Origin of the sequence: Haloarcula sp. DT43, assembly GCF_037078405.1 — an archaeon.
GTDB classification, from domain to species: domain Archaea; phylum Halobacteriota; class Halobacteria; order Halobacteriales; family Haloarculaceae; genus Haloarcula; species Haloarcula brevis.
This window is the reverse complement of the sequence record NZ_JAYMGZ010000001.1, coordinates 415,194-438,589: the sequence shown is the minus strand read 5'-3', so window position 1 is coordinate 438,589 and position 23,396 is coordinate 415,194. Positions and strand designations below refer to the sequence as shown.

The following is a 23,396-nucleotide window of genomic DNA, read 5'->3' as shown; positions in this document are numbered from 1 at the left end:
TGAACCCTGCCAGTCGCGCACAGCGAGAGCGCGGTTCGAAGCGATCGCGAGAACCGCGACGCGAGCGGCGAAGCCGTGAGCAGTGAGCGAGCACGTCTGGCTCCGGTTCAAATCCCGCTCCGGGCGTACTTTTGCGACGAACAAACGGTGAGTCGCAGAGACGTAACGAGCGAATTTGAACCCTGGAAGACGAACGGCAGTGAGTCTTCCTCCGGTTCGAATCCGCTTCGGACGCGGCGCTCGACTCGGCAGCGACCAGTAACTGCTGGTCGACAAAACGGCACCGACACGACTGGTCGAGAGGACAGAGCGGGCGGTCACACAGGCACAGTAAACAGCAGACGTCGGGGAAGTCCCCCTCGGCCTGTCATAGTGTCCGTCCACCGGGGTCGGACGTGCTATCACTTCACGCGGGATAGCATATGTTTTGTGTTGGGTGTAAGCCGTGCCGATTCGGGCTGCCAGCGACAAACTGTTTACGAGGCCCCACAAAAGGGGGGCCATGGAGGACGTGGATGGCGAGGAGATGCCCGGCGCAATCGTCGAGGCGTTCCTCGAACGCGAGGAGGGGGTCCGGGCGCTGCTCGAGGAACTGGAGAAACTCACTATCGAGGGCCGCCACGGGGAGGTCCGCGACCGGGTTCGGAACCTGGCCGACAGCGACGAGTCGGTGTTCTACACCGTGGCCTTCAGCCTCACCAACTCGCGGCAGTTCTTCGGCGACGTGGAGGCGCAACTGGACGTGACCGCCGCCGACCGGCTCCGGGACCTCGCCGACACGTTTCCCGCGCTGGCCGAGCCGTTCAACATCGTCCGGACGGAGCGGGCGGAGGACCGCCTCAACCCGGTGACAGACACGAGCTACGCGGTGAGCTACCACCGCGGCGTCGAGTCGCCGATGGTGACCTACAGGCCGCTGTCGGGCGAACAGGAGCTGTACGAGTCCCGCGGGACGCCGAGTGAAGTGCTGCGGGTCGCGTCGGACCTCACGGGGGCGACGACCGACGCCTTGGACGTGGCGATGGACAACGACTACTCGGTCAACACGGAGGAGCTGAGCGCGCTCATCGACCGCCGGGAAGAGCTGGAGACGGAGCTGAGCAAGCTTCGGGACCAACTGGACGAGCTTCGCCGGACACCGGTTTCGGACGAATAGCGGCCGGCACAGCGCCACAGGTGCCCGGAAGCGGCCGAGCCACAGCCCCGTACCTGGGGCGTTTATGTGTCACGGACGTAAACGCACAGATACGATTTACTATGGGAATGGACCGACTGGAGAACCAGGTCGAGAAGGAGGGGCGGGACCTGTCTGTCCTCAGGGCCGTCATCGAGAGCGGGCCCATCGGTATCGTCCGGCTCGCCGAGGAGACAGGGGTCCCGAAACACAAGGTGCGGTACTCGCTGCGGATGCTGGAAGACGACGACCTCGTCGAGCCGACGCCCCAGGGAGCGGTGCCGGTCGACGACATCGAGGAGCGGGTCGCGGCTATCAACGACGGCATCGACCGCCTGGTCGAGCAACTGGACGGGCTGCGGGACGTGTTTTCGGCCGCGGAGTAGCTACCAGTCGGCACTCGTTTCCGTGGTACCAACCCTTTTCGAGGGGCGACGCGATACGCCGGTATGGACGTCGCTCTCATCAGCGATTCGCACATCCCGTCCCGGGAGCACGAAATCCCGCCGTCGTTCCGGGAGCGCATCGAAGTCGCCGACCACGTCGTCCACGCCGGGGACTTCGACAGCGAGGGGGCGCTCGCTGACATCCGCCACATGGCGACAGGACTGACGGCCGTCTCGGGGAACGTCGACCCGCGGCTCGGACTGCCGGACCGGGCGACGGTCGAACTCGGCGGCGTCACCTTCGTCGTGACACACGGCACCGGCTCACACGGAGGGTGGGCGGACCGCGTGGCCGCTGCGGTCCACGAGGCGGCCGACGGCAGCGCCGTCGGCGTCGCCGGCCACACCCACGAGCCGACGGACACCGTCTACGAGAGCGTGCGGCTGCTGAACCCCGGCAGCGTCACGGGCGCGTCGCCGGCCGACCGGCCGACCATGCTGACGGTGACGGTCGAGGACGGGGCGCTCGACGTGACCCGGCACGAGCTGTAACGGGGCCGCCGGGGTACCGGCATCCGTTGCCACTGTTGGCCGGCTTTGCAGCGAACGCGGGTCTTTTTCCCGCAGGGACCGCAGGAGCGGTATGGAAGTCTTCGCGGTCGAGGGACTGCCCGAGGTCCGTCCGGGCGACGACGTGGCGGAGCTGCTCGTCCGGCGGGCCGACCTCCGGGACGACGACGTGGTCTGTGTCGCCAGCACCATCGTCTCCAAGGCCAACGGACGCGGGCGGTCGCTGTCGTCGTACGAGCCGAGCGAGCGCGCCAAGCGCATCGCGGCGACCATCGAGGACATCGCCGGCGAGGAGAAGGACCCGCGGATGGCACAGGCGATTCTAGAGGAGTGCGAGGAGGTGCTGGTCGAAGCGCCGTTCGTCCTCGGCGTGACCCGGTTCGGCCACATCACGGTCAACGCGGGCATCGACCGCTCGAACGTGCCCGGCGCGGACCTCCTCTTGCTCCCCGAGGACCCGACCGCCGAGGCAGAGACCATCCGCGCCGGCATCCGCGAGCGGACGGGCGTCGCGCCGGCCGTCATCGTCACCGACACCTCCGGCCGACCGTTCCGCCTCGGACAGCGCGGCGTCGCGCTGGGGTGGGCCGGCCTCCCGGCCTCGCGGGACTGGCGCGGCGAACACGACCGCGACGGCCGCGAACTCGAAGCCACGGTCCAGGCCGTCGTCGACGAACTCGCCGCCGCGGCCAACCTCGTCACCGGCGAGGGCGACGGCGGGACGCCCGCCGCAGTCGTCCGCGGCTTCGAGTTCGGGGACCACGCGGGCAGCGAACAGCTGTTCCGCGACCCGGAGAGCGACGTGGTCAGACAAGCACTCAGAGAGTGGTCACATGTACGCGATTGAACTCACCCCGGAACACCCGGTCGACCAGCTCGCCTCGTTCGCCGACGGGGCCGAATCGAACGCGCTCGACGCCGTCTTCGTCAGCCACCACTACAACAACCGCGACCAGTTCATGGCGCTGACCGCGATGGCCGAGCGGACCGACGACGTCCTGCTCGGCCCCGGCATCGCCAACCCCTACGAGACCCATCCGGTGACGCTTGCCTCGCGGGCGGCGACGCTGGACGAACTGAGCGACGGGCGCGCCGTCTTCGGCGTCGGCCCGGGCGACAGGTCGACGCTCAGCAACCTCGGCTTCGATCACGAGGATGCCCTCCGGCGCGTGCTGGAGACGTTCACGACCGCCCGGAAGCTCTGGGACGGCGAGCGCGTCGACCACGACGGCACCTTCGAGGCGGTCGACGCCGGGCTGAACTACGAGGTCGGCGAGGTGCCGGTGTACGTCGGCGCGCAGGGGCCACACATGACTCGGATGGCGGCGAAACACGCCGACGGCGCGCTGTACAACGGCGCGCACCCGAAAGACCTCGCGTGGGCACGCGAACAAGTCGAAGAGATGGCCGACGAGCGGCCCGACGAGTACGGCGCGTTCGACCTCGCGGCCTACGCCAGCGTCTCGGTCGCCGAGGACGCGGCCGAGGCGCGTGAGGCCGCCCGGCCGCCGGTCGCGTTCGTCGCCGCCGGGTCACCCCCGCCGGTGCTTGACCGCCACGGCATCGACCACGACGCCGCCGACGACATCGGGCAGGCAATCGCGGCCGGCGAGTTCTCGGCCGCCTTCGAGGGCGTGACCGAGGCGATGCTGGACGCGTTCTGTATCGCCGGAACGCCGGAGACGGTGGCCGAGCGGACGGCGGCGTTAGAAGAACACGCCGACAGCGTGGTGTTCGCGTCCCCGCTGGGCCCGGACGTCGAGACGGCTATCGATTTGCTTGGGGCGGTCCGCGACCGCCGGAGCCGCTGAAAAGCGACAGGACGGCCCCCAGCGAGAGGTAACCGAAGAAGGCGACCGAGACGGTCGTGATGACGGCACCGACGGCGAGCATGAGCGCCGCCAGCGGGTCGTTCAGTGCGACGTCGAGGAACCAGCCGGGCATCTCGATGACGCTTTGAAGCAGTTCCGTCAGGAGTCCTTGCATTACCTGAACGTTAGCGCGACCCTACTTTGCGTTTGCGTTCCCGGCGGCGACGCCGAACAGCGAGGGTTTTGAGCCTCCCGGCACTGACACGAGATATGAGCGTTCGCGAGGAGTTCGACGAGTGGGCGGCCGACGGCAAGGACAGAGGGATGGAGGACCGCCACTGGCACACCGCCAAGCACGTCCTCGCCCGGATGCCGGTCGAGCCGGGCGAGACGGTGCTGGACCTGGGAACGGGGTCGGGCTACGCGCTCCGGGCCCTGCGGGACACCAACGACGCCGGCCCCTGCTACGGGCTGGACGGGTCGCCGGAGATGCTCCGGAACGCCCGCGAGTACACCGACGACGACGGCATCGGGTTCCTCCGGGGCGACTTCGACGCCCTGCCGTTCGCGACCGACAGCATCGACCACGTGTTCTCGATGGAGGCGTTCTACTACGCCAGCGACCCGCCACACACCCTGGCGGAAATCGCCCGCGTCCTCCGGCCCGGCGGGACCGCGCACGTCGCCGTGAACTACTACGAGGAGAACGTCCACTCCCACGAGTGGCAGGAGTTCATCGACATCGAGATGACGCGCTGGAGCGCCGACGAGTACCGTCGGGCGTTCCGCGATGCGGGCCTGGCCGTGGCCAGCCAGGACACCATCCCGGACCGCGAGGTGGAGATTCCGCCGGCGGCGGCGTTCCCGACCGACGACTTCGAGACCCGCGAGGCGATGGTCGAACGGTACCGCGAGCTGGGCACGCTGGTGACCGTCGGCGTCGCCACCGAGTAGCGGCCGGATGGGGCGACCGACAGGGTATTTGTGTCGTCGCAGCCAAGAGGAGGGCGTATGGCCGAAGACGCCTCGCTGGAGGACTTCCTCGACGCGGACACCGATAGCGGCGACGAGGGTCACGGCGATTCGACGCCGGACAGCGAGGACGACGGAGCCGCGGCCACCGGCGAGACGGCGAGCGAGGAGGACGGCGGGACGGCCGAAGGAAGCGCCGGAACGGCCGACCGCGAGGACGCCGACGCGGAGGGCTCGTCCGATGCGGTCGACCCGGCCGTGACGACGTACGCGTGGTCGCCCGAAGGGGCGGCCTGTGCCGACTGTGGCGAGGTCGTCGAGCGGCGGTGGACGCAGGGCGGCGTCCTCGTCTGTGGCGCCTGTAAGTCCTGGTGAACCCCGCTATCGACCGCTAAGCGGGTGTGTGGCGTTCTCACGCATCCACAGAGTTACATGCACTCACGCCGTAGACGCGGGCACACTGAACGACCCGTAGCATGTGGCACCCACACGAGACGCTTACTGGTCGACAGGGGACACTACCTTCGCCGGTCCCCGTGCCAAGGCGTCGTCCCACGAGAGCGCGATTATGACAGACACTGACACATCACGCGGTCAACAGTCGGACAGTCCCCGCCGCGACGCCACACGCGTCGCCAACCAGGTGATAGAGAACGTCGAACAGGTCATCGTCGGGCAACACGACGCCATCGAGCACATCGTCATCGCCTTGCTGGGTCGCGGCCACGTCCTGCTGGAAGACGTGCCCGGCGTCGGCAAGACGATGCTCGCCCGCTCCGTCGCAGCCTCCTTCGACGGCGAGTTCAAGCGCGTCCAGTTCACGCCGGACCTCCTCCCGACCGACGTGACCGGCGTCAACGTCTTCAACCAGAAGACCCAGGAGTTCGAGTTCCGGCCCGGCCCCATCTTCGCCAACGTCGTCCTCGGCGACGAGATAAACCGCGCGCCGCCGAAGACCCAGTCGGCGCTGCTTGAGGCGATGGAGGAGAAACAGGTGTCGGTCGACGGGACCACCCACCCCGTCCCGCGGCCGTTTACCGTCATCGCCACGCAGAACACGGTCGAGCAGAACCGGGCCTACGACCTGCCGATGGCCGAACTCGACCGGTTCATGACGAAACTGCACCTGGGCTACCCGGACGAGGCGGCCGAGACGGCGATGCTCGGCGACGTGGTGGGGCAACACCCCATCGAGGACCTCACCTCGGTCGCCACCCTCGAAGCGCTCTCGGCCGCCCGGGAGACGGTCGCCGACGTGACCGTCAAGGAGCCCATCCGGTCGTACGCGACCCGGCTGGCGCGGTACACGCGGGAGAACGCGCAACTGGGCGTCAGCCCGCGGGGCAGCATCTCGCTGCTGCGGGCGGCACAGGCCCGGGCCGTGCTCGAAGGGCGCAGTTACGTCGTCCCCGACGACGTCCAGACGGAAGCGCCGGTCGTGCTCCCGCACCGCATCCGCACCGAGAGCAGCGACCAGGACGCCGGGGCGCTCGTCGCGGAGGCACTCGACGCCGTTTCCGTCGAATGAGACCGACACGACGCGGGTTCGCCGCCCTCGCCGTCGCCATCGCCGCCCTCCTTGTCAGTGCGAGGTTCGGCCAGCCCGGGCTCGCCGCCGTCGCGGGCCCGCTGCTCGTCGGCGTGGTCGCCGCCGCCGTCCAGGTCCGCTGGGGCGGCGCGCCGACCGTCGAGCGGGGCCGGCTCCGCCGTGGCTTCCCCGGCGAGAGCAGGGCCGTGGAGTTCCGCGTCGACGGTAGCGGCATCGCGACGGTCACCGACCGGCTCTCCGATGGCATAGACGGTGAGACGACGGTCAGGAAGTCCCTGCCGGCGACGGTGACCTACCGGGCCACCTACACGAGCCGTGGCGAGCAGCGGGCCGGCCCCGTCGACGTGACGCTGACGGACGCGCTGGGGCTGGTCGCGGAGCGGTACACCATCATCAGCACGACCGACGTGCTCGTGTACCCCTCGGTCTACCGGCTTGGCGGGACCGACGCGTTCGCGCGGACGTTCACGCCGGAGAGCGAGGACCGGCAGGCCTTCGACCGGCTGCGGGAGTACGTCAGCGGCGACTCGCTGCGGGACGTCCACTGGAAGTCGAGCGCCAAGCGTGAGGACCTGCTCGTCAAGGAGTTCGCCGACAGCCGGAGCGACAGGAGCGTCCTCGTCGTCGCGGAAGCCGAGCGCGGCCACGCCGACGAGATGGCCGCCGCGGCGGCGACTCTCACCACGGCCGCGCTGGAGAGCGGGCTCGCGGTCGAACTCGCCGTCCCGAACGGCGCGGTCGAGCAGGGGTACGGCGACACCCACCGGACGCGGCTGCTGGAGCTGCTGGCCCGGGCCGACGCGGGCCGGACCGACCGAGCCGACGCCGCCGACGTGGTGGTCACGGCCGGCGACGAGGGCGTCACGGTGTCGGTCGACGGCCGCCGCCGGCCCTTCGCCGACGTGACCGCCAGCCGGGACAACCCCCTCGCGGGCGAGGTAGGCGGATGAGTGCCGCCGTCGCGGAACGGGTCCGGGCCTGGAACGGGTCGCGGCTACTGGCGCTGTTCGCGGCGGCGCTGGCCATCGGCGCGCCGCTGCGGACGATGTTCTATCTCAGCGACGTGGTCGGCGACCCAACCCTGTTCTTGGCGCTGGCCGCGCTCTCGCTCGTCGGCGCGACGCTACTGGCCCGCGTGCTCAGGCCGACGCTCGCGGTCGGCGTCGGCGCGGCGCTGTTCGCCGGCGGCCTCGGCGCGTACATACTGAACCTCTCGACGGACCCGGCGGTGACGGAACTGCTCGCCGACACCGCCGCCCTGCTGACCGGGCGGTCGCTGCTCCAGATAGCCGAGGTCAGGCTGTGGGTGCTGTCGTTCGCGCCGGCACCGGTGTTCCTGACGTGGTACTTCGCCTTGCGGCGCTGGTACGTGACGGCGACGGTGGCGGCCGGCACGGCGCTCGCGTTCTTCGCCCTGACGACCGACGCCGGCGTGGTGACGACGCTGCTGGGCGTGGTCGGCATCGCGGCGACAATCGGTTTCGGGAACCTCGATACGCTGTCGGCGGACGAGCCGGCGGACCCGGCGAAACGCCCCGACGCGATGCCCGGCACCGACGGGACGGAGCAGGCCGACGGCGACAGCGAGGGCATCGACGCCGGGCGGCGCGCCGTCCTCGAGCAGCTGGCGGCGATAATCGTCGTCCCGGCAGCGCTGTCACGGGTGCCGTTCACCCGCGGCAGTTCGCTGTCGTACGACGACGGGTCGGAGGGGCGGACCGTCGAGGGGAGCCTCTTCGACGCCGGGGAGTCGCTCTCGGTACAGGGGAGCATCTCGCTGACGCCGGAGATACGGTACACGGTCGAGAGCGAGGAGCCGCGCTACTGGCGGGTCACCGCCTACGACCGCTACACCGGCGACGGGTGGGTGCGGACGGGGAGCCCCGGTCCGTACGACGGCCAGCGCCTCGACGGCCCGCCCGGCGAGACCCGGACGCTCCGCCAGGAGTTCCGGGCGGAGTCGACCATCGGGACCGTCCCGGCCGCCTGGAAACCGGTCGAGTACGCCGGGGACCCGTCCGTGTCGGTCTCCAGCGAAGGCGGGTTCCAGCCGGACGACACGCTGGCGGCGGGCGACGGCTATCAGGTCCGGAGCGAACTGCTGGTAGCGACGCCCGCCGGGCTGCGCGGGGCCGGGACCGACTACGACGACGCGACCGCGGAGCTGTACACCCAGCTCCCCGACAGCACGCCGGACCGGGTCGCCGAGCGGACGGCCATCCTCACCGCGAACGCCGAGAACCCCTACGAGACGGCGCTGGTCGTCGAGCGGTGGTTACAGGAAAACAAGGGCTACTCGCTGGACGTCGACCGTCCGGGGTTCAACGTCGCCGACGCCTTCCTCTTCGAGATGGACGAGGGGTACTGCGTCTACTTCGCCACGACGATGGTGACGATGCTCCGGACCCAGGGAATTCCGGCGCGCATGACCGTCGGCTACACGTCCGGCCAGCGCATCGACGAGGACCGGTGGGTCGTCCGCGGGCTCAACTCCCACGCCTGGGTCGAGGTGTACTTCCCCGGCCAGGGGTGGGTGCAGTTCGACCCGACGCCGTCCGGGCCGCGCGAGCAGGTCAGACAGCAGCGCATCGAGGAGGCGAGTTCGGACGGGTCGGCACCCACCGTCGGGGACGGCGTCCCGGTGGAGGAGTACACGCCGCCGGCCACGTCGACGCCCGCGCCGCTGACCGAGACCAACGGGACCGAGACGGAGCCGACCGCGACGCCGACGGCCACGGGGACCGACACGGCGACGGAGACCGCCACGGACTCGGAGGACAGTGACGGGCTGAGCTTGCCGCCACTGCCCTCCCGTGAGGAGGTGACCCTCGGCGTCGTCGCCTTGCTGGGCATCGCGGCGGGCGCACGCCGGTCGGGCCTCAGCGAGCGGGCCTACCGGGCGGTGTGGCTCCGCTACCAGCGCCGCGTGGACCCCGAGACCGACATCGAGCGGGCGTTCCAGCGGGCGATGTACGTCCTCGCCGACGAGCACCGCCGCCGCAGGAACGGCGAGACTGTGCGGGCGTATCTCGACGCGATCGGGGCCGACGACCGGGTCCGCCAGCTGGCGACGCTACGGGAGCGGGTCCGGTACGGCGGCGAGGCAAGCGAGGCGATGGCCGACGAGGCCGTCGAAATCGCCGATGGGGTCGTCTCCGACCGGTAGGCCCCGACAGTGTTTAATAGGTCGTGTTCGTAGGCGCGATTGTAATGTCGGAAGTCTGCTCGACGTGCGGGCTGCCTGAGGAGCTCTGCGTCTGCGAGGACGTCGCTAAGGAGTCCCAGGAGATTAACATCCGCATCGACGAGCGCCGTTACGGGAAGGAGGTAACGATTATCGAGGGATTCGACCCGAAAGACGTCGACATGGACTCGCTGTCCTCGGACCTCAAATCGAAGTTCGCCTGCGGTGGCACCGTCGAGGACGGGCAGATAGAGCTCCAGGGCAATCACACGGGCCGCGTCGAGGATTTCCTCCGCGACAAAGGTTTCAACGTCGCCTGAACTCCTGACTGGCAACGGTTCTCGTGGAAGCGCCGTGGCGAGCGACTGCTGTGTTCCGACCGGCAGTAGGCGTCGCATACGGCCGACCGAATTGCTGCCGTCGTGTGAAGTTTCGGGTGCGACCGCCCGAGACAGCAGTTGTTTCGTGATACCACAACCCATGATTGGCGGTCAACTATTTCAACCATGCGGCGATAACTGTTGGCAATGTTCGTTCTACCCCGGCGGGTGGTGGCCGTCGGACTCGTGGTCCTTCTCCTCGGTGGGGGAATCACGCCGCTCCCGGCGGCAGCGGCCACAGACCGCGCCGCGGCGGCTGGGACCAGCGCCGGTACGGCGGCCGGGTTAGACGGCGAGAAGTGTGCGCCACGAGCCGGAACAGCGACGGGAGGGGCGGCCAGCGCGGCGGTCGAAGCGGGTCGACCGGCGGCGACCGACCCAGCGGTCCGGACGGGAAGCGCCGACACGCACCGGCGACGGGCGCGGGGGCGGGGGGACACAACCGGTGCGGGGGCCGCGACAGCCGCCAGCGTGGGGACTGTCGCGTCGAACGTGACCCAAACCGACGGCGGTGACGTAATCCGGCAGACACAGACCTACGCGCGTGTCCAGTCCCAGCCGGGCGAAGTCGCGGTGACGCTGAGCTACGCCATCCCGGACCGCGTCGTCGGCCTGGAGACGCACGTCCCGGCGGCGGCGACGGTGACCGGCACCGACGGGTTCGACCGCGTCAACGAGTCCGCCTACGAGTGGGACGAGACGCCGGGGACGGCGACGATTAGCTACCGCGTCAACCCGAACCGGACAATCGAGAAGAGCGGCCCGGAGGGCGCGGAGGGGCGGTATCTCAGCGTCGACACGGGCGAGTGGGCGCTGTTGACCCGGTCGCTGACGCCGACGCGCTGGCGCTACACCGGCCGGGAGCCGGTCGGGTACAACCGGACGGTCAGGACGGCGGGTCCGGGGGCGGCCGGCGAGGAAATCGTCTACCTCGGCGAGGTAGCGACTTTCGAGGAGACGGCGCACAACCAGACGTTCACGCTGGCCGTGCCCGAGCGGGCGACGATGGCGGCCTCGCCGATTTCCGTCCTCGACTCGATGACGAACGCGTCGAACGCGCTCCGGGTCGGGGACCGTGACAGGCACGTGTTCGTCGTCGCTGCGCCGTCCGAGGCCGTCGACTGGGGTGTCGAGGGGTACCAGATAGGCGACGCGGACATGTGGGTCCAGTCCCGGCAGTCGCTTGCCACCGCCAACAACGTCTGGCTCCACGAGTACGTCCACAGCCGGCAGGCCTACGAGACGACCCCGGGGACCCGGTGGACGGTCGAGGGCTGGGCGACGTACTACGCCGCCGCGCTGACGCTGGAACAGGACCGAATCGGGTTCGACGAGTTCCGGGCCCAGCTCGCGGTGGGCGGCCGCCCGGTCTACAGCGACGTGGCGCTGACGGACCGGGCGACCTGGACGGACGACGCGAACTACAGGAAGGGCGCGCTGGTCGCCGGGCGGGCCGACGTCCACGTCCGCTCGGCGACCGGCCGCAACCGGACGCTCCAGACCGTGTTCCAGTCGCTGAACGGCTACCGCGACCCGGTCACGCAGTCGCAGTTCCTCGCCGAGGTCGAGGCCGCCGGCGGCCCGGGCGTCCGGGACGCGACCGCGACGGAGACGGAGACGGCGACGGCGGTGACGATGTGGAACGAGACGACACACCGGCGGCTGTTCGGTTCGATTCCCGCCCGGATAGGGTACAGTCTGCCGCCGCCGGACCGCGATGCCGCCTACCGCGTGGATAGCCTCTACCGGTCGAACGCGCCGGTCGGCGGGAGCGAGCCGATTCGGCTGGTGAGAAACGAGACGCTCGCCGTCAACGCGGTCGTCGAGAACGCCGGCGGCGAGGCGGGGGCGTACAACGCGACGCTCGCGGTCAACGGCACCGTCGTCGCGGCGCGACAGGGCCGGCTCGACGCGGGCGAGCGGACCGAGGTCGAGCTGACACACACGTTCGCCGCCCCCGGCCGGTACGTGGTCAGCGTCGACGGCGACACCGTCACGGTCGTCGTCTCGGACCCGGCGGCGGCCAGCGTGACCGGCGTCAGCGCTAGTCCGCGCGAACTCGGGCAGGGCGGCAGGGTCGACGTGGCCGCGACCGTCGCAAACCAACACGACATCCCCGGAACGGCGGCGGTCGTGTTCCGCCGGGACGGCGTCGTGTTCGCCGAACAGCGGCTGTACCTCCCGCCACAGACGACGAGGACGGTCGTTCGAACGGTCACCCTCGACGACCCCGGAACCGTCTCGCTGTCGGCGGGTGACGGCCAGACCACGATGGCGGTCGACGTGACCGTCTCGACGGGGACGGCCGAACCGACACGGACGCCGACGACCACGGAGGCGCGGACCACCGGCGGAACGGGCGACGGCTTCTCGGCCCTCGCGGCCCTGCTCGCGGCCCTGCTCGCGGCCCTGCTCGCCCGACGGCGCGAGCCCTGACAGGAACAGTTATCAGCGTCGGCCGGTCGTTGTCAACCGTGAACGTCGGAATCGCCTACGCCGTCCTGTCGGCGCTGGTGTTCGGTGTGTACCTGTTCGTCATGAAGCGGTGGTTCACCGAGTACCCGTCGCCGGTGTTCCTGTTGATTACCTACAGCCTGGTCCCCGTCGTGTACCTCCCGTTCGTCTTCGTCAGCGGCGAGCCGTTCCTCCCCGCGGGCAACCGCGCCAACGTCCTCGCGTCGGTGCTCGCCGTGACGGGCGTGACGGCAGTGGGGTTGCTCACCCTCTTTCGGGCGATTCGCGTCGGCGAAGTCTCCTACGTCTCCCCCATCAGCAAGCTCGTCCCCGTGTTCGTGTTGCCCCTGGAGGTCGGCCTGCTCGGCCAGCACCTCACGCCCCTGCAGGTCGGCGGCGTCGCCGTGGCGACCACCGCGGTCTACGTCGCCAACTGGCAGGGGACGGCGCTGCTGGCACCGCTGGAACGGGCCTGGCAGTCACGGCCCGCCCAGCTGGCGCTGCTGTCGGCCGCGTCGTTCGCGTTCGTGGACGTCGGCAAGCGGGTGTTGATGCAGGAACTGGCCATCGCGCCGACGACCTACATCCCGGTGATGGCCGTCGGCATCGCCGCGCTGATGACGCCGCTTTCGTTCCGGTACCAAGTCCCGTCGGGGTGGCGCGCGGACCTCCCGAAGTTCGTCGTCGCGTCGCTGTTCGTCGCCTACGCGAACCACATCGTGTTGCTGTCCTTCCAGCAGCTCCCGGCGAGTATCGTCTCGCCCATCGTCAACGGCCAGGCCATCGTCGCCGTCGTTCTAGGGGCCGTCCTCCTCGACGAGTCGCACTTCCGGGCGCGGCTGGCCGCCGCGGGGCTGGCTATCGTCGGTATCGCGATGATATCGGTCGGGTAGAAGTCTCAGGCCGAGTTTCGCTCCGGAGAGCAGCCGACCTGTACCGCGTAGCTCGACTGGAGCCACGCGGTCGGGTTCTCCGTGTCGTAGACGACGACGTCGCCGCCGCCGGTGGTGAAGCTGCCGTACTGCTCGTCGGAGTCGGTAGTATCGCGCGACGCTGGTTCCATTGTGGTACGAGGGCACATCCGACACAGCGCTACATAAGCCTTTCTCGAATGTGATATGGAGTATTATTAGCATACTAGGATTCGATTGTGGTAGAATCCAGTTGTGATATCAGCACCGATATGTAGTCGCCGGTGGAGCCAGCGAACATGACGCGAGCGGACTCACCAGTGACGCCGCCAGTCGTGTTGACCGTCGCCGGCAGCGACTCCGGCGGCGGGGCCGGTATCCAGGCCGACCTCAAGACCATCGAGGCCTGTGGGGGCTTCGGGACCAGCGCGATAACGAGCGTCACGGCGCAGAACACGACGGGGGTACAGAGCCAGCACCTGCTTCCGGTCGGGGAAATCGAGGCCCAGATAGCGGCCGTCGTGGACGACTTCGACGTAGCGGCGGTCAAGACGGGAATGCTCGCGGCCAGCGAGGTCGTCGACCTGGTCGTCGACCACGCCACCGACCTGCCGAACCTCGTCGTCGACCCGGTGATGGTGGCGACCTCGGGCGACCGGCTCCTGGCACCCGAGGCGGAGGACGCCTACGAGGCCCTCATCGCCGAAGCGGCGGTCGTCACGCCGAACGCCGACGAGGCCGCGGTCCTGACCGGCCACGAGGTCGACGACCCCGAGGCCGCGCGGCGGGCGGGGCGGGACCTCGTCGAGATGGGGGCCGACAGCGCGCTCGTGAAGGGGGGCCACGTCCCGGGCGCGGCCGTCGTCGACACCCTCGTGACCGGGGACGGGGTGACGACGTTCCGCCACGACCGCGTCGACACTGAGGCCACCCACGGCTCCGGCTGTACGCTCTCCTCGGCGATTGCGACGCGGTTGGCACAGGGCGAGGCCCTGTCGGCGGCGGTCGGGAACGGCATCGACCTGCTCGCGAGCGCGGTCCGGTACAACGTCGACGTGGGCGACGGCCCGGGGGCGGTCCACCACCTCGTCGAGACGCGCGACGACGCCGCGCGGGGGCCGACGAGCGAGGCCGTCGAACGAGCCGTGTCGGCGCTGGTCGAGGCGGACGTGTCGCCGCTGGTCCCCGACCGCGGGCTGACCGTCGCCGGCGCGACGCCGTACGCGGAGACGCCGGACGCGGTCGCCGCCGTCGAGGGCCGCATCGCCCGCACGGTGGACGGCGTCCGGCCGAACCGCGGCGTCCGTTTCGGCGCGTCGACGACGGGAGCCCGTGCCCTGCTTGCCGCCCGGGAGCACGACCCCGCGCTCCGGTTCGTGGCCGACTGCCGGCTGACCGGCGCCGTCGAGGCCGCGCTGGACTCGCTCGACGGCCCGGTCGCCGCGTACGACCCGGACGAGCGACCGGACGGGGTCGCCGACGCCGCGGCCCGTTGGGGAGTCGACCGTGCGTTCGGGGCCAGCAACGACCCGCTCGTGGCCGTCGTCGGCCGCGAGGGCGTGGGTATCGACGGGCGCGCGCTGCTGTTCGGGGCGACCGACGACGACCTCGTCTCGCGCGTCGAGACGGTCCACGCGGCCGTCGACGCCGAGGCGTAGCGAAGGTCGGTCGTGCGCCGGTCCGACACAGACGGTGGCTGCGTTTAACCCCGAGCGACGCATATCCGAGCGTATGAGTGAGACACAGTCGAGCGAGCGGATTACGGTCTTCTCGGACTACGTCTGCCCGTTCTGTTACCTCGGACGCGAGTCGCTCAGGCAGTACCAGTCGACGCGCGAAGACGAACTGGAGATTGACTGGCATCCCTTCGACCTCCGGAGCGGGAAGCGAAACCCCGACGGCACCATCGACCACTCCGTCGACGACGGCAAGGACGAGGACTACTACGAGCAGGCCAAACAGGGCGTGCGACGGCTCCAGGAGAAGTACGGCGTGGAGATGGACCTGGACATCGCCACCGACATCGACTCCCTGCCAGCTCAGGTCGCCTCCTACTACGTCAAGGAGCACTACGACTACGAGACGTGGCTGGCCTTCGACGTGGCCGTCTTCGACGCGCTGTGGCAGGACGGCCGGGACATCGGGGACGCGGACCTGCTGGTCGACCTGGCCGAGGACGCGGGCGTCGAGGGCGGGGAAATCCGGTCGGCGCTCGACGACGACGCCCTCCGGTCCGAGGTCCGCGAGCAGTTCACGGCGGCCAAGCGCCAGGGCGTCACCGGCGTCCCGACGTTCGCCTACGACGGCCACGCCGCCCGCGGCGCGGTCCCGCCCGAGCAGCTAGAGCGGCTGGTCGAAGGCACCTGACCGGCCGTTAGGAGCTCAGGCGACGCGGTTCCGGAGCGACTCGCCGCGGGCGGTCCGGTCGAGGTTCTCCCGGACGAGGGCCGCGACGTCCTCGTGGTACCGGTTCGTGAATGCGGCGACGTGTGGCGTCACGATGACCGACTCGTGGTCCCAGAGCGGGTGCGTTTCCGGCAGCGGTTCCGCCCAGTGGGCGTCGAGAGCCGCCCCCGCGACCGACCCCTCCTCGAGCGCGGCCAGCAGCGCGTCTTCGACGACGACGGGGCCCCGGGCGACGTTGACGAGGTAGCCGTCGTCCCGCATCGCTTCGAGGAGCGCGGCGTCGACCATCCCTTCGGTCGCCTCGGTGAGCGGACAGCACAGCACGACGAAGCGGGCGTCGGCGACGGCGGCGGCCAGTTCGTCGGGCGTGTACACGCGCTCGACGTTCTCTACGGGGTCGCCCGAGCGGCGGACACCGACGACATCCATCCCGAGCGCGGCCGCCCGGTCGGCGACGCCCTGGCCAATCGTCCCCAGGCCGACCACGCACACCCGCTCGCCGGCCAGCGTGAACGGCGCTTCGTACGGTTCGTGGGTCCAGTCGCGGTCGCCCTGGCGGTCCCGGTAGACGTGCAGCCGGCGGGCAAACGCCGTCAGGTAGCCGACGACGGTCTCCGGGACGGTGTCGCCGTGGATGCCGGTGCTGTTTGTCAGCGCCGTCCCGGCGGCCTCGTAGGCGGCCACGTCGAACTCGTCGTAGCCGGCGCGGACGCCGTGGACCCAGGCGGCGTCCAGAAACGCGTCCCGCGGTGAGAACGTGACGACGCAGTCACCGGCACCGAAAGCGGCGTCGTCGCCGACAGTCTCGACGGGAACCTCGCCCCGGAGCGCGGCGACCATCGACTCGGGCGGACAGGCCTTCGCGACCGACTCGTGGACGGCGATGCTGTCGATATCCATACCCGTCCCTGCGGCGGGGGCGGTATAGTCCTTTTCCGGAACGGGCCGAACCGCTCAGTCCCGGCGGCTGGCGAGCGCGTCGACGCGCATCTCGACGTAGCGGCGGGACCACCGCTTCGAGAAGCGGCGCAGGGGTCCGAAGAGCCCGCCGTCAGCGGCGTCGCTGGCGTCTTCGTCGTAACTCGACCGGCCGCCCGACTCCATCGGTCCCTGTGGAAAACTCATGACGCTAGGTGTTACCACGGCCTGTGAAATAAATATTAGGGATATTAGGGCAGCGGACGGGTCGTGCGCTTTCGGACGTTTCGGCGCTAAACCCCATCATTTTTGGTATAAATACAGACAACAAGGGCTTTAAGCGATAGTTCACAATCCTGTGCGCACGCGTCAATGACAACGTCGTCACCGTCTAGTCGACTCCAGAAGGGGTTTCTCAAGTACCAGCACGTCTTCGTCTTCCTGGCACCGCTGCTGTTCGTCGTCGGCGTGTACACCGCCGCGCCGACGCCCGCGGACGCGGGAAGCGACTACTGGTTCGAGTACTGGTGGCTCTGCATCGCCTTCGTCACCGGTGCCACCATCGTCAACACGGTCGGTATCAGCGGGTCGGCGCTGTTCGTCCCGTTTCTCATCTTCGTCTTCCCGGTGCTCGCCGGGGAGACGCTGACCCCGGAGACGCTGGTGAAAGTCGGCCTCATCAGCGAGTCGTTCGGCCTCTCCAGTTCGGCGCTGGCGTTCATCCAGTACGGGCTCGTCGACCGGCGGCTCGCGCTGAGCCTCGTCGTCGGGAGCGTGCCCTTCGTGGTCGCGGGCGCGCTGCTGTCGTTTGTCATCCCCGAGCCGCTGTTTCACGCGCTGCTGGGCATCGCACTGCTTGCGGCGTCGTACCTGCTTTTCAAGGCCGACCTCGGCCACGAGGAGCCGGGCGAGGCGGGCGACAGCGACCCCGACGTGTCGGCCGACGGCGGCGACAGGACCCTGCCCGACGATGCGAACAAGCTCGGGCCGGCCGGCGTTGAGACGGCCGACGACGGAGCGGTCACCCGTGTCGACCGCGACGGCAACGACTACGGCTACACGCGCGGCGGCTACCTCGAACGCTTCGCCAACTACAGCATCGGCGGCGTCTTCCAGGGACTGGCCGGCTTCGGCGTCGGCGAACTGGGCATCATCTCGATGCTCCGAACGGATGTCCCCGTCCGGGTCGCCATCGGCACGAACCACATCGTCGTGGCGCTGACGGCGGTCCTGGCCTCGCTGGTCCACGTCTTCGGCGGCGGCCTCGTCCCGGGCGCTCACTCCATCGACCTCGCGTCGACGCCGTGGAACATGGTCGTCTGGACCGTGCCCGCGACCGTCACCGGCGGCCAAATAGCGCCGTACGTCTCGACCGCACTGGACACCGGGACCATCAAGAAGTTCGTCGGCGGGCTGTTCGCAGTCATCGCCGCCGCGCTGTTCCTGATGGCGACGGGAGGCGTCTGAGCCGATGTACGAGACGGTGCTCCTCCCGACCGACGGCAGCGACGGTATCGGCGCGGCGGCGCGCCACGCCGGAACGATTGCGGGCCGGTTCGACGCGACGGTCCACGTGCTCTCGGTCGTCGACACCCGCAACCGGTTCGAGAGTCCGTCGAGCGGCCTCTCGGCCGATGCCTGGCTGGACGCGGAGCGCGAGCGCGCCGCGGAGGCCATCGAGGCGACCGTCGCAGAGCTCCCCGACGGCGTGTCGGTCGAAACCACGCAGCGAGAGGGGGTCCCGAAGAGCGAAATCGTCGACGCAGTCACGGAGATTCCGGCGGACCTCGTCGTCATGGGGACCCACGGACGGACCGGACTGGACCACTATCTCATCGGGAGCGTCGCGGAGACGGTCGTCCGGGAGTCGCCGGTGCCGGTGTTGACCGTCCAGTTGTCCGAGGAGTGACCGATCAGCCGTCGACCGGGGCCGGTCGTGACGACGCGGTCGCTCGGTGGTAGGCGGACAGCGCGAGCGTGTGGAACGCGACGAGGACGCCGACGCTGACGACGATGACCGCGACCTGCAGCGGCGTCGAGAGCAGTCCCAGGGAGACGATGAGCGTCGTCGCACAGGCCGGCGCGTGGACGGTGTCGGTCGCAATCATCCCCCAACTGGTCACGACGAGCGATAGCGTCGCGCTCGCGACCAGACGGAGGCCGGCCGTCGAGAACGCGGTCGGGTCCGCGACCAGCGAGACGCCGCCGGCCAGCAGGGCGTACGCGACCAGCCCCGCGAGGCCGCCGATGAAGTGGCTGGCGACGACGCTCGGCAGCCCCGTCCGGTCGCCGTCCCGGTGGAACGCGAGGACGAACGCCGAGGGGCCGAGGCTGGGGAAGACGAACGGCTGGCCGCTCGCCCACGCCAGCACGCCGAGGACGACGAACAACACGCCGGCGTACAGACTCGTCCCGACCCGATGCCGTCGCATTGCTCCCGGTAGGAAACCGGATAGGCAAGACAGTCACGGTCCGCCACCGTCGCGGGCCGGCAGGCGACGCCGTCAGACCGTCGTCGGCGTGCCGTCCCCGCTCGGGGCTGACGGGGCGGCCCCGTCGGTCCCGCGGAGTTGCTCGAACGCGACCGCGATGACCGCGGTGCTGTACAGCGACACCAGCGGCTGGATGACGACGGTCGGCAGCTGCGAGGCCGGGCCCGGCAGTGCCAGCGCGCCGACCAGGCCGACGACTCCACCGACCAGCGCCGCGACGGCGACGACGATGAACAGCAGGCCGAAAAGCGCCAGGCGGTTGCCCTCGCTCAGCCGGTAGCTCTGCTTGAGCGCCGAGACGAAGTTCCGGTCCTCGACGATGACGTACGGCATCATGAAGATGAACACGACGTACGCGAAGATGCCCGGAATCAGGAGCAGGAGCGACCCGACGAACACGAGCAGGCCGTAGACGAGGCCGCCGACCAGGACGTTCACCATCGCCAGCGGGACGTTCCGCGTGAACGCCCCGTCGGGGAACCCGTCGCGGGCTTCGGCGACGAACGTCCGGAAGGAGACGATAGTGAGATACAGCGAGACGACGGAGCCGACGACGACGCCGGCACCGGCGAGCGACAGCGGGATGTCGAGCGTGAGCGGCAGGGCCGCGCCGAGTTCGCCGTACCCAAGCCTCGCGTAGACCGTCGCTAAAATCGTGTTAAACAGTGCCTGAAAGCCTAGCAACAGGGCGAGAAACGCCCCGAGCAGTATCGCGCCGGTACGACTGAACAGCCGGTACCCCGCCTCTTCGAGGGCGGAGCCGATTTGGAGGGCCATCGACGGACCGCTTCGACGAGCGGGGGCAAAAGTGTTGTCGGGGTGTGACAGGGCATCCCTACGGCCCCGTCTCGACGAACTGTATCAGGTCCTCGGCCGGCACGAACCCGTCGGCGCGGCGGTCGACGAGGTCCCCGTCGGCAAACAGCAGGAACGTGGGAACGCTCCGGACGCCGAAGGCCGCGACGGCGTCGAGGTCGGTCTCCGGGTTGAACACGACCACCGCGGCGTCGGTCGCCTTCGCGGCGATGTCGAGTATCGGCTCCATCGACTTGCAGATGGTACAGCCGGTCGTCCGGACCATCACCAGCGCGCGGTCGGCCGTCGCCACCACGTCGTCGAGTTCGTCGCGCGTCTCGACCGTCTGAACGCCGCGGTCGGTTGTCGCGTCCATACAGGCGGTACGTGCCACAGCGCGAAGAACCCCGCGCCGGGGAGGCGCGACCGCGGCGACAGCGGCCTCACTCGTCGAGTTCCCGAACGACAGAGGCGGGGTTCCCCTGGACGACGACGCCGGCCGGCACGTCGTCGGTGACGACCGCGCCGGAGGCGACGACGGCGTCGTCGCCGATTGTGACGCCCGGATTGATGACGGCCTGCCCGCCGACCCAGACGTTGTCGCCGATAGTCACCGGCTTCCCGTACTCGGCCCCGCTGCGCCGCTCATCCGGGGCGAGCGGGTGGGTCGCGGTGTAGATGTGGACACCCGGCCCGAGCAGGCAGTCGTCGCCGACCTCGACCCGGCACACGTCCAGCACGACGCAGTCGAAGTTCGCGTAGAAGCCGTCCCCGACGTGGATGTTCTCGCCGTAGTCACACCGAAAGGGTGGCTCGACGTGCGGGTCCGCGCCGACGGTGCCGAACAGATCCGCGAGGAGGTCGCGTCTCGCGGCGGCGTCGGCCGGATCGGTCTCGTTGTACTCGCGGGTGAGTTCGTTGGCGCGCTCGCGAGCGGCGACGAGGGCGGGGTCGCTCGGGTCGTAGCGCTCGCCCGCGAGCATCTTCTCGCGTTCAGTGGGCACGCAGCGTCCCCTCCCGGGAGTGAGCTACTGTGGACCGCGGTGCAGACATACCGGACCGTCCGACCGCCGGGGTAAGAGGCGTTGGGGTCACCGATTGGCGGTGGTTTCGAGACGATTGTGGTGCGAACAGCCGAAAAGTCCCGTCCATGCCGGCTGAACAACCAGTTTCGGGTGGGACTGAAAGGGGCGACTGTCTCGGCGACGGCGGGCGACGCAAGCACTGGACCGAGCGAAGCGAGGGAAGCGCGCAGCGAGCCCCCCGAGTCGAGACAGTCGGGGCTTTCTGGCGGTTGTCCACGCGTAGTCTACCGATTCGTGCGAAAGGAAAATACGACCGTGCGTGCTCGGAACGGATTTATAATCGACCGTCGCCTACTGTGGCCCGTGAACCGCACGGCAGCGCTCGACGCGGTCGTCTTCGGTGTCGACATCCAGAGCGGCGACGTGCGCGGCGACGCGCCGTCGTACGCGCTGGTGGTCTTCGACGGGGAATCAGTCGAGCGAGACGTGGTCTCGCGGCGGAAGCTCCGCCGGCGCATCGAGGCCGAGGCGCCGGCCATCGTCGCGACGGACAACATGTACGAACTCGCCGAGGACAAGGACGCCCTGATTCACGTCCTGGGCTCGCTCCCCGACGAGACGAAACTGGTGCAGGTGACCGGCGACGAACGGCCCGAACCGCTCTCGCGGGTCGCCAAGCGCCACGGCGTCCCCTACGGCAAGGACCCGATGGAGGAGGCCGAGGCCGCCGCCCGGCTGGCCGCCGCCAACGTCGGCCAGGAGGTGTCGGCCTTCACCGACACGACGGAAGTGAAGGTCTCCCGGGGCCGCTCAACGGGCAAGGGCGGCTGGTCCGAGGACCGCTACACGCGGCGCATCCACGGCGCGGTCAAGAAGCGCGCCCGCGAGGTCGAGTCGGATCTGGACGCCGCCGGCCTGGAGTACGAGCGGGACGTGACCGAGAAGTACGGCGGCTTCTCCAACGCCGTGTTCCGGGTGTCGGCGCGACCGCAGGACATCCCGGTGTCGAGGGCGCGGTCGGGCGACACGCGCGTCGAAATCGAGCGCCAGCGCCGCGACGGCATCGAGTTCAAGCCGCTGGCGAAGCGGCGCGACCACGTCATCGTCGGCGTCGACCCCGGGACGACGACGGCCGTCGCCATCGTCTCCCTCGACGGCACCGTGCTCGACGTGTACTCCTCGCGGACCGACGACACCGCCGCGACGACGGAGTGGATAATCGAGCGCGGCCGGCCCGTCGTCGTCGCCGCCGACGTGACGCCGATGCCGGAGACCGTCGAGAAGCTCCGGCGCTCCTTTAGCGCCGCCGGCTGGGAGCCCGACACCGACCTCCCGGTCGACGAGAAGAAACACCGGACCCGCGAGGAGGGCTACGACAACGACCACGAGCGGGACGCGATGGCCGCCGCCCTCTATGCCTTCGACCACCACGCCGACCAGTTCGAGCGCGTCGCGAGCAAGGTGCCGCCACAGCACGACGTGGGACCGGTCGTCGACCGCGTCGTCGCCGGCGGGGAGAGCGTCGAGACGGTCCTGCGTGACCTCGACGACGACGGCGAGGACGAGGACACGACGGCCCACGAGCCCCGCGAGCTCACCGACGACGAGAAGGAGATAAAGCGGCTGAACGCCCGCATCGAGCGCCTCGAATCACACGTCGACGACCTCAAGGAGACGATACAGCAGAAAAACGACCAGCTCTCGGAGAAGGACAGACAGCTGGAGAAGGCCCGCAGCGAGGGTCGGCGCGAGGTCAGGAAGGACCGCGAGGTGACGCGGCTCCAGCGGCGCAACGACGCCCTGGAGCGGAAAGTCGAGGCGGAACAGGAGAAACGCGAGGCGCTGGCCGACAAGCTCGACCGGCTGAAGGCGCTGTGGAAGCTCGACCACTCGAACTTCGCCGACGTCTCGGAGAAACAGGAGGGGCTGACGCCGGTGAAGGTCGTCGAGCAGTTCACCAAGGACGCCATCGCCGACGCCGACGAGCGGTTCGGGCTCGTCGAGGACGACATCGTCATGTTCCGGGACGCCTCGGGCGCGGGACGCTCGACCGCCCAGCAGCTGGCCGACATCGACCCGAAAGTCGTCCTCCGGAACGGCAACCTCTCGGACGTGGCCGACCAGGTGCTGTTCGACAACGAGGTCCCCGTCGCGCCGGCGGAGCTGGTCACCGTCCAGGAGGTGGACGAACTGGCCGTCGCCCGCGAGAGCGAAATCGAGGCGGCCATCGAGGACTGGGAGGACCGCGCCGCCGACCGCCGGAAGGAGCAGAACGCGGAGATGGTCGACCAGATAATCAGCGAGCACCGGGCCGACCGGCCGACGAGCGAGAACTGAACCGGCCCCGGCAGCGGTTCCAGCGCGTGACA

At 69.6% G+C, this 23,396-nt stretch carries 26 protein-coding genes; 18 read left to right on the top strand and 8 right to left on the bottom strand.

What is annotated here, in order from left to right; all coding sequences use genetic code 11:
• The first annotated feature begins 502 nt into the window (after positions 1–502).
• From VI123_RS02375 to VI123_RS02355, 5 genes are all read left to right on the top strand, one after another.
• Positions 503–1,156, top strand: a complete 654-nt coding sequence (locus VI123_RS02375; protein WP_336336471.1) for a hypothetical protein — start codon at positions 503–505, stop codon at positions 1,154–1,156.
• A gap of 107 nt (positions 1,157–1,263) precedes the next feature.
• Positions 1,264–1,560, top strand: a complete 297-nt coding sequence (locus tag VI123_RS02370; protein ID WP_336337366.1) for a winged helix-turn-helix transcriptional regulator — start codon at positions 1,264–1,266, stop codon at positions 1,558–1,560.
• 63 nt (positions 1,561–1,623) lie between these two features.
• Positions 1,624–2,112 (top strand): metallophosphoesterase family protein, encoded by a 489-nt coding sequence (locus VI123_RS02365; RefSeq protein WP_336336470.1) that lies wholly within the window; start codon positions 1,624–1,626, stop codon positions 2,110–2,112.
• A gap of 91 nt (positions 2,113–2,203) precedes the next feature.
• Positions 2,204–2,977, top strand: a complete 774-nt coding sequence (locus VI123_RS02360) for a coenzyme F420-0:L-glutamate ligase (protein ID WP_336336469.1) — start codon at positions 2,204–2,206, stop codon at positions 2,975–2,977.
• On the top strand, positions 2,964–3,941 hold the full coding sequence (locus VI123_RS02355; protein ID WP_336336468.1) for a 5,10-methylenetetrahydromethanopterin reductase: 978 nt from the start codon (positions 2,964–2,966) through the stop codon (positions 3,939–3,941). Before VI123_RS02360 ends, VI123_RS02355 begins: the two co-directional genes overlap by 14 nt.
• On the opposite strand, the gene VI123_RS02350 is transcribed toward VI123_RS02355, so the two are convergent.
• Entirely contained in the window at positions 3,898–4,116 is a 219-nt protein-coding gene (locus VI123_RS02350) for a hypothetical protein (RefSeq protein WP_336336467.1), read from the bottom strand. The genes VI123_RS02355 and VI123_RS02350 overlap by 44 nt on opposite strands.
• A gap of 95 nt (positions 4,117–4,211) precedes the next feature.
• On the opposite strand from VI123_RS02350, the gene VI123_RS02345 reads away from it, so the two are divergent.
• The 8 genes from VI123_RS02345 (at position 4,212) to VI123_RS02310 (ending at position 13,373) form a co-directional block, all read left to right on the top strand.
• A complete protein-coding gene (locus tag VI123_RS02345) occupies positions 4,212–4,895 on the top strand; it encodes a class I SAM-dependent methyltransferase (RefSeq protein WP_336336466.1) in 684 nt (227 codons plus the stop codon).
• 57 nt (positions 4,896–4,952) lie between these two features.
• Positions 4,953–5,288 carry a DUF7573 domain-containing protein gene (locus VI123_RS02340; protein ID WP_336336465.1) on the top strand — a complete coding sequence of 112 codons (336 nt, stop codon included), beginning with the start codon at positions 4,953–4,955 and terminating at the stop codon, positions 5,286–5,288.
• Between the two features lie 193 nt (positions 5,289–5,481).
• Positions 5,482–6,441 carry an AAA family ATPase gene (locus VI123_RS02335; protein ID WP_336336464.1) on the top strand — a complete coding sequence of 320 codons (960 nt, stop codon included), beginning with the start codon at positions 5,482–5,484 and terminating at the stop codon, positions 6,439–6,441.
• Complete coding sequence (locus tag VI123_RS02330) at positions 6,438–7,412, top strand: DUF58 domain-containing protein (protein WP_336336463.1); 975 nt, start codon at positions 6,438–6,440, stop codon at positions 7,410–7,412. The genes VI123_RS02335 and VI123_RS02330 overlap by 4 nt, the downstream gene beginning before the upstream one ends.
• On the top strand, positions 7,409–9,628 hold the full coding sequence (locus VI123_RS02325) for a transglutaminase TgpA family protein (protein WP_336336462.1): 2,220 nt from the start codon (positions 7,409–7,411) through the stop codon (positions 9,626–9,628). Before VI123_RS02330 ends, VI123_RS02325 begins: the two co-directional genes overlap by 4 nt.
• 44 nt (positions 9,629–9,672) lie before the next feature.
• The gene (yciH, locus tag VI123_RS02320; RefSeq protein WP_004516073.1) at positions 9,673–9,966 is read left to right on the top strand and encodes a stress response translation initiation inhibitor YciH; all 294 of its coding nucleotides are present in this window, start codon (positions 9,673–9,675) and stop codon (positions 9,964–9,966) included.
• A 207-nt stretch (positions 9,967–10,173) separates the two neighbouring features.
• The gene (locus VI123_RS02315) at positions 10,174–12,462 is read left to right on the top strand and encodes a CARDB domain-containing protein (RefSeq protein ID WP_336336461.1); all 2,289 of its coding nucleotides are present in this window, start codon (positions 10,174–10,176) and stop codon (positions 12,460–12,462) included.
• Positions 12,463–12,500: 38 nt separating this feature from the next.
• A complete protein-coding gene (locus VI123_RS02310) occupies positions 12,501–13,373 on the top strand; it encodes an EamA family transporter (protein ID WP_407066972.1) in 873 nt (290 codons plus the stop codon).
• 5 nt (positions 13,374–13,378) lie between these two features.
• Here the strand turns inward: VI123_RS02310 and VI123_RS02305 are convergent, their stop codons facing one another.
• Positions 13,379–13,543: a DUF7331 family protein gene (locus VI123_RS02305; RefSeq protein ID WP_336336459.1), complete on the bottom strand. Its 165-nt coding sequence runs from the start codon at positions 13,541–13,543 to the stop codon at positions 13,379–13,381.
• A 147-nt stretch (positions 13,544–13,690) separates the two neighbouring features.
• Here VI123_RS02305 and thiD point away from each other — a divergent pair, with 147 nt between their 5' ends.
• Together thiD and VI123_RS02295 are read left to right on the top strand one after the other, a co-directional pair.
• Complete coding sequence (gene thiD / locus VI123_RS02300; protein WP_336336458.1) at positions 13,691–15,049, top strand: bifunctional hydroxymethylpyrimidine kinase/phosphomethylpyrimidine kinase; 1,359 nt, start codon at positions 13,691–13,693, stop codon at positions 15,047–15,049.
• Between the two features lie 73 nt (positions 15,050–15,122).
• Positions 15,123–15,758, top strand: coding sequence for a DsbA family oxidoreductase (locus VI123_RS02295; protein ID WP_336336457.1), 636 nt, complete (start codon positions 15,123–15,125; stop codon positions 15,756–15,758).
• 15 nt (positions 15,759–15,773) lie between these two features.
• Here the strand turns inward: VI123_RS02295 and ddh are convergent, their stop codons facing one another.
• Positions 15,774–16,697, bottom strand: a complete 924-nt coding sequence (ddh, locus tag VI123_RS02290; RefSeq protein WP_336336456.1) for a D-2-hydroxyacid dehydrogenase — start codon at positions 16,695–16,697, stop codon at positions 15,774–15,776.
• 54 nt (positions 16,698–16,751) lie between these two features.
• Entirely contained in the window at positions 16,752–16,922 is a 171-nt protein-coding gene (locus tag VI123_RS02285) for a hypothetical protein (protein ID WP_336336455.1), read from the bottom strand.
• Positions 16,923–17,087: 165 nt separating this feature from the next.
• Between VI123_RS02285 and VI123_RS02280 the strand changes: the two genes are divergently transcribed.
• A complete protein-coding gene (locus VI123_RS02280; protein ID WP_336336454.1) occupies positions 17,088–18,182 on the top strand; it encodes a sulfite exporter TauE/SafE family protein in 1,095 nt (364 codons plus the stop codon).
• 4 nt (positions 18,183–18,186) lie between these two features.
• On the top strand, positions 18,187–18,624 hold the full coding sequence (locus tag VI123_RS02275; protein WP_336336453.1) for a universal stress protein: 438 nt from the start codon (positions 18,187–18,189) through the stop codon (positions 18,622–18,624).
• Positions 18,625–18,628: 4 nt separating this feature from the next.
• Here the strand turns inward: VI123_RS02275 and VI123_RS02270 are convergent, their stop codons facing one another.
• The 4 genes from VI123_RS02270 to VI123_RS02255 form a co-directional block, all read right to left on the bottom strand.
• A complete protein-coding gene (locus tag VI123_RS02270) occupies positions 18,629–19,147 on the bottom strand; it encodes an HPP family protein (RefSeq protein ID WP_336336452.1) in 519 nt (172 codons plus the stop codon).
• A 72-nt stretch (positions 19,148–19,219) separates the two neighbouring features.
• A complete protein-coding gene (locus VI123_RS02265) occupies positions 19,220–19,984 on the bottom strand; it encodes a hypothetical protein (protein WP_336336451.1) in 765 nt (254 codons plus the stop codon).
• A 58-nt stretch (positions 19,985–20,042) separates the two neighbouring features.
• The gene (locus VI123_RS02260; protein WP_336336450.1) at positions 20,043–20,378 is read right to left on the bottom strand and encodes a thioredoxin family protein; all 336 of its coding nucleotides are present in this window, start codon (positions 20,376–20,378) and stop codon (positions 20,043–20,045) included.
• 67 nt (positions 20,379–20,445) lie between these two features.
• A complete protein-coding gene (locus VI123_RS02255) occupies positions 20,446–21,006 on the bottom strand; it encodes a sugar O-acetyltransferase (protein ID WP_336336449.1) in 561 nt (186 codons plus the stop codon).
• A 384-nt stretch (positions 21,007–21,390) separates the two neighbouring features.
• On the opposite strand from VI123_RS02255, the gene VI123_RS02250 reads away from it, so the two are divergent.
• Entirely contained in the window at positions 21,391–23,364 is a 1,974-nt protein-coding gene (locus VI123_RS02250; protein WP_336336448.1) for a DUF460 domain-containing protein, read from the top strand.
• Positions 23,365–23,396: the final 32 nt, after the last annotated feature.

Excerpts from the sequence above, each read along its gene's own strand:
- VI123_RS02325 (WP_336336462.1), top strand. The coding sequence starts at position 7,409 with ATGAGTGCCGCCGTCGCGGAACGGGTCCGGGCCTGGAACGGGTCGCGG.
- VI123_RS02275 (WP_336336453.1), top strand. The coding sequence starts at position 18,187 with ATGTACGAGACGGTGCTCCTCCCGACCGACGGCAGCGACGGTATCGGC.
- VI123_RS02375 (WP_336336471.1), top strand. The coding sequence starts at position 503 with ATGGAGGACGTGGATGGCGAGGAGATGCCCGGCGCAATCGTCGAGGCG.
- VI123_RS02370 (WP_336337366.1), top strand. The coding sequence starts at position 1,264 with ATGGACCGACTGGAGAACCAGGTCGAGAAGGAGGGGCGGGACCTGTCT.
- VI123_RS02335 (WP_336336464.1), top strand. The coding sequence starts at position 5,482 with ATGACAGACACTGACACATCACGCGGTCAACAGTCGGACAGTCCCCGC.
- VI123_RS02265 (WP_336336451.1), bottom strand. The coding sequence starts at position 19,984 with ATGGCCCTCCAAATCGGCTCCGCCCTCGAAGAGGCGGGGTACCGGCTG.
- VI123_RS02260 (WP_336336450.1), bottom strand. The coding sequence starts at position 20,378 with ATGGACGCGACAACCGACCGCGGCGTTCAGACGGTCGAGACGCGCGAC.
- VI123_RS02340 (WP_336336465.1), top strand. The coding sequence starts at position 4,953 with ATGGCCGAAGACGCCTCGCTGGAGGACTTCCTCGACGCGGACACCGAT.
- VI123_RS02360 (WP_336336469.1), top strand. The coding sequence starts at position 2,204 with ATGGAAGTCTTCGCGGTCGAGGGACTGCCCGAGGTCCGTCCGGGCGAC.
- VI123_RS02280 (WP_336336454.1), top strand. The coding sequence starts at position 17,088 with ATGACAACGTCGTCACCGTCTAGTCGACTCCAGAAGGGGTTTCTCAAG.
- VI123_RS02355 (WP_336336468.1), top strand. The coding sequence starts at position 2,964 with ATGTACGCGATTGAACTCACCCCGGAACACCCGGTCGACCAGCTCGCC.
- VI123_RS02330 (WP_336336463.1), top strand. The coding sequence starts at position 6,438 with ATGAGACCGACACGACGCGGGTTCGCCGCCCTCGCCGTCGCCATCGCC.
- VI123_RS02345 (WP_336336466.1), top strand. The coding sequence starts at position 4,212 with ATGAGCGTTCGCGAGGAGTTCGACGAGTGGGCGGCCGACGGCAAGGAC.
- VI123_RS02295 (WP_336336457.1), top strand. The coding sequence starts at position 15,123 with ATGAGTGAGACACAGTCGAGCGAGCGGATTACGGTCTTCTCGGACTAC.
- VI123_RS02270 (WP_336336452.1), bottom strand. The coding sequence starts at position 19,147 with ATGCGACGGCATCGGGTCGGGACGAGTCTGTACGCCGGCGTGTTGTTC.
- yciH (WP_004516073.1), top strand. The coding sequence starts at position 9,673 with ATGTCGGAAGTCTGCTCGACGTGCGGGCTGCCTGAGGAGCTCTGCGTC.
- VI123_RS02315 (WP_336336461.1), top strand. The coding sequence starts at position 10,174 with ATGTTCGTTCTACCCCGGCGGGTGGTGGCCGTCGGACTCGTGGTCCTT.
- VI123_RS02285 (WP_336336455.1), bottom strand. The coding sequence starts at position 16,922 with ATGAGTTTTCCACAGGGACCGATGGAGTCGGGCGGCCGGTCGAGTTAC.
- ddh (WP_336336456.1), bottom strand. The coding sequence starts at position 16,697 with ATGGATATCGACAGCATCGCCGTCCACGAGTCGGTCGCGAAGGCCTGT.
- VI123_RS02365 (WP_336336470.1), top strand. The coding sequence starts at position 1,624 with ATGGACGTCGCTCTCATCAGCGATTCGCACATCCCGTCCCGGGAGCAC.
- thiD (WP_336336458.1), top strand. The coding sequence starts at position 13,691 with ATGACGCGAGCGGACTCACCAGTGACGCCGCCAGTCGTGTTGACCGTC.
- VI123_RS02350 (WP_336336467.1), bottom strand. The coding sequence starts at position 4,116 with ATGCAAGGACTCCTGACGGAACTGCTTCAAAGCGTCATCGAGATGCCC.
- VI123_RS02305 (WP_336336459.1), bottom strand. The coding sequence starts at position 13,543 with ATGGAACCAGCGTCGCGCGATACTACCGACTCCGACGAGCAGTACGGC.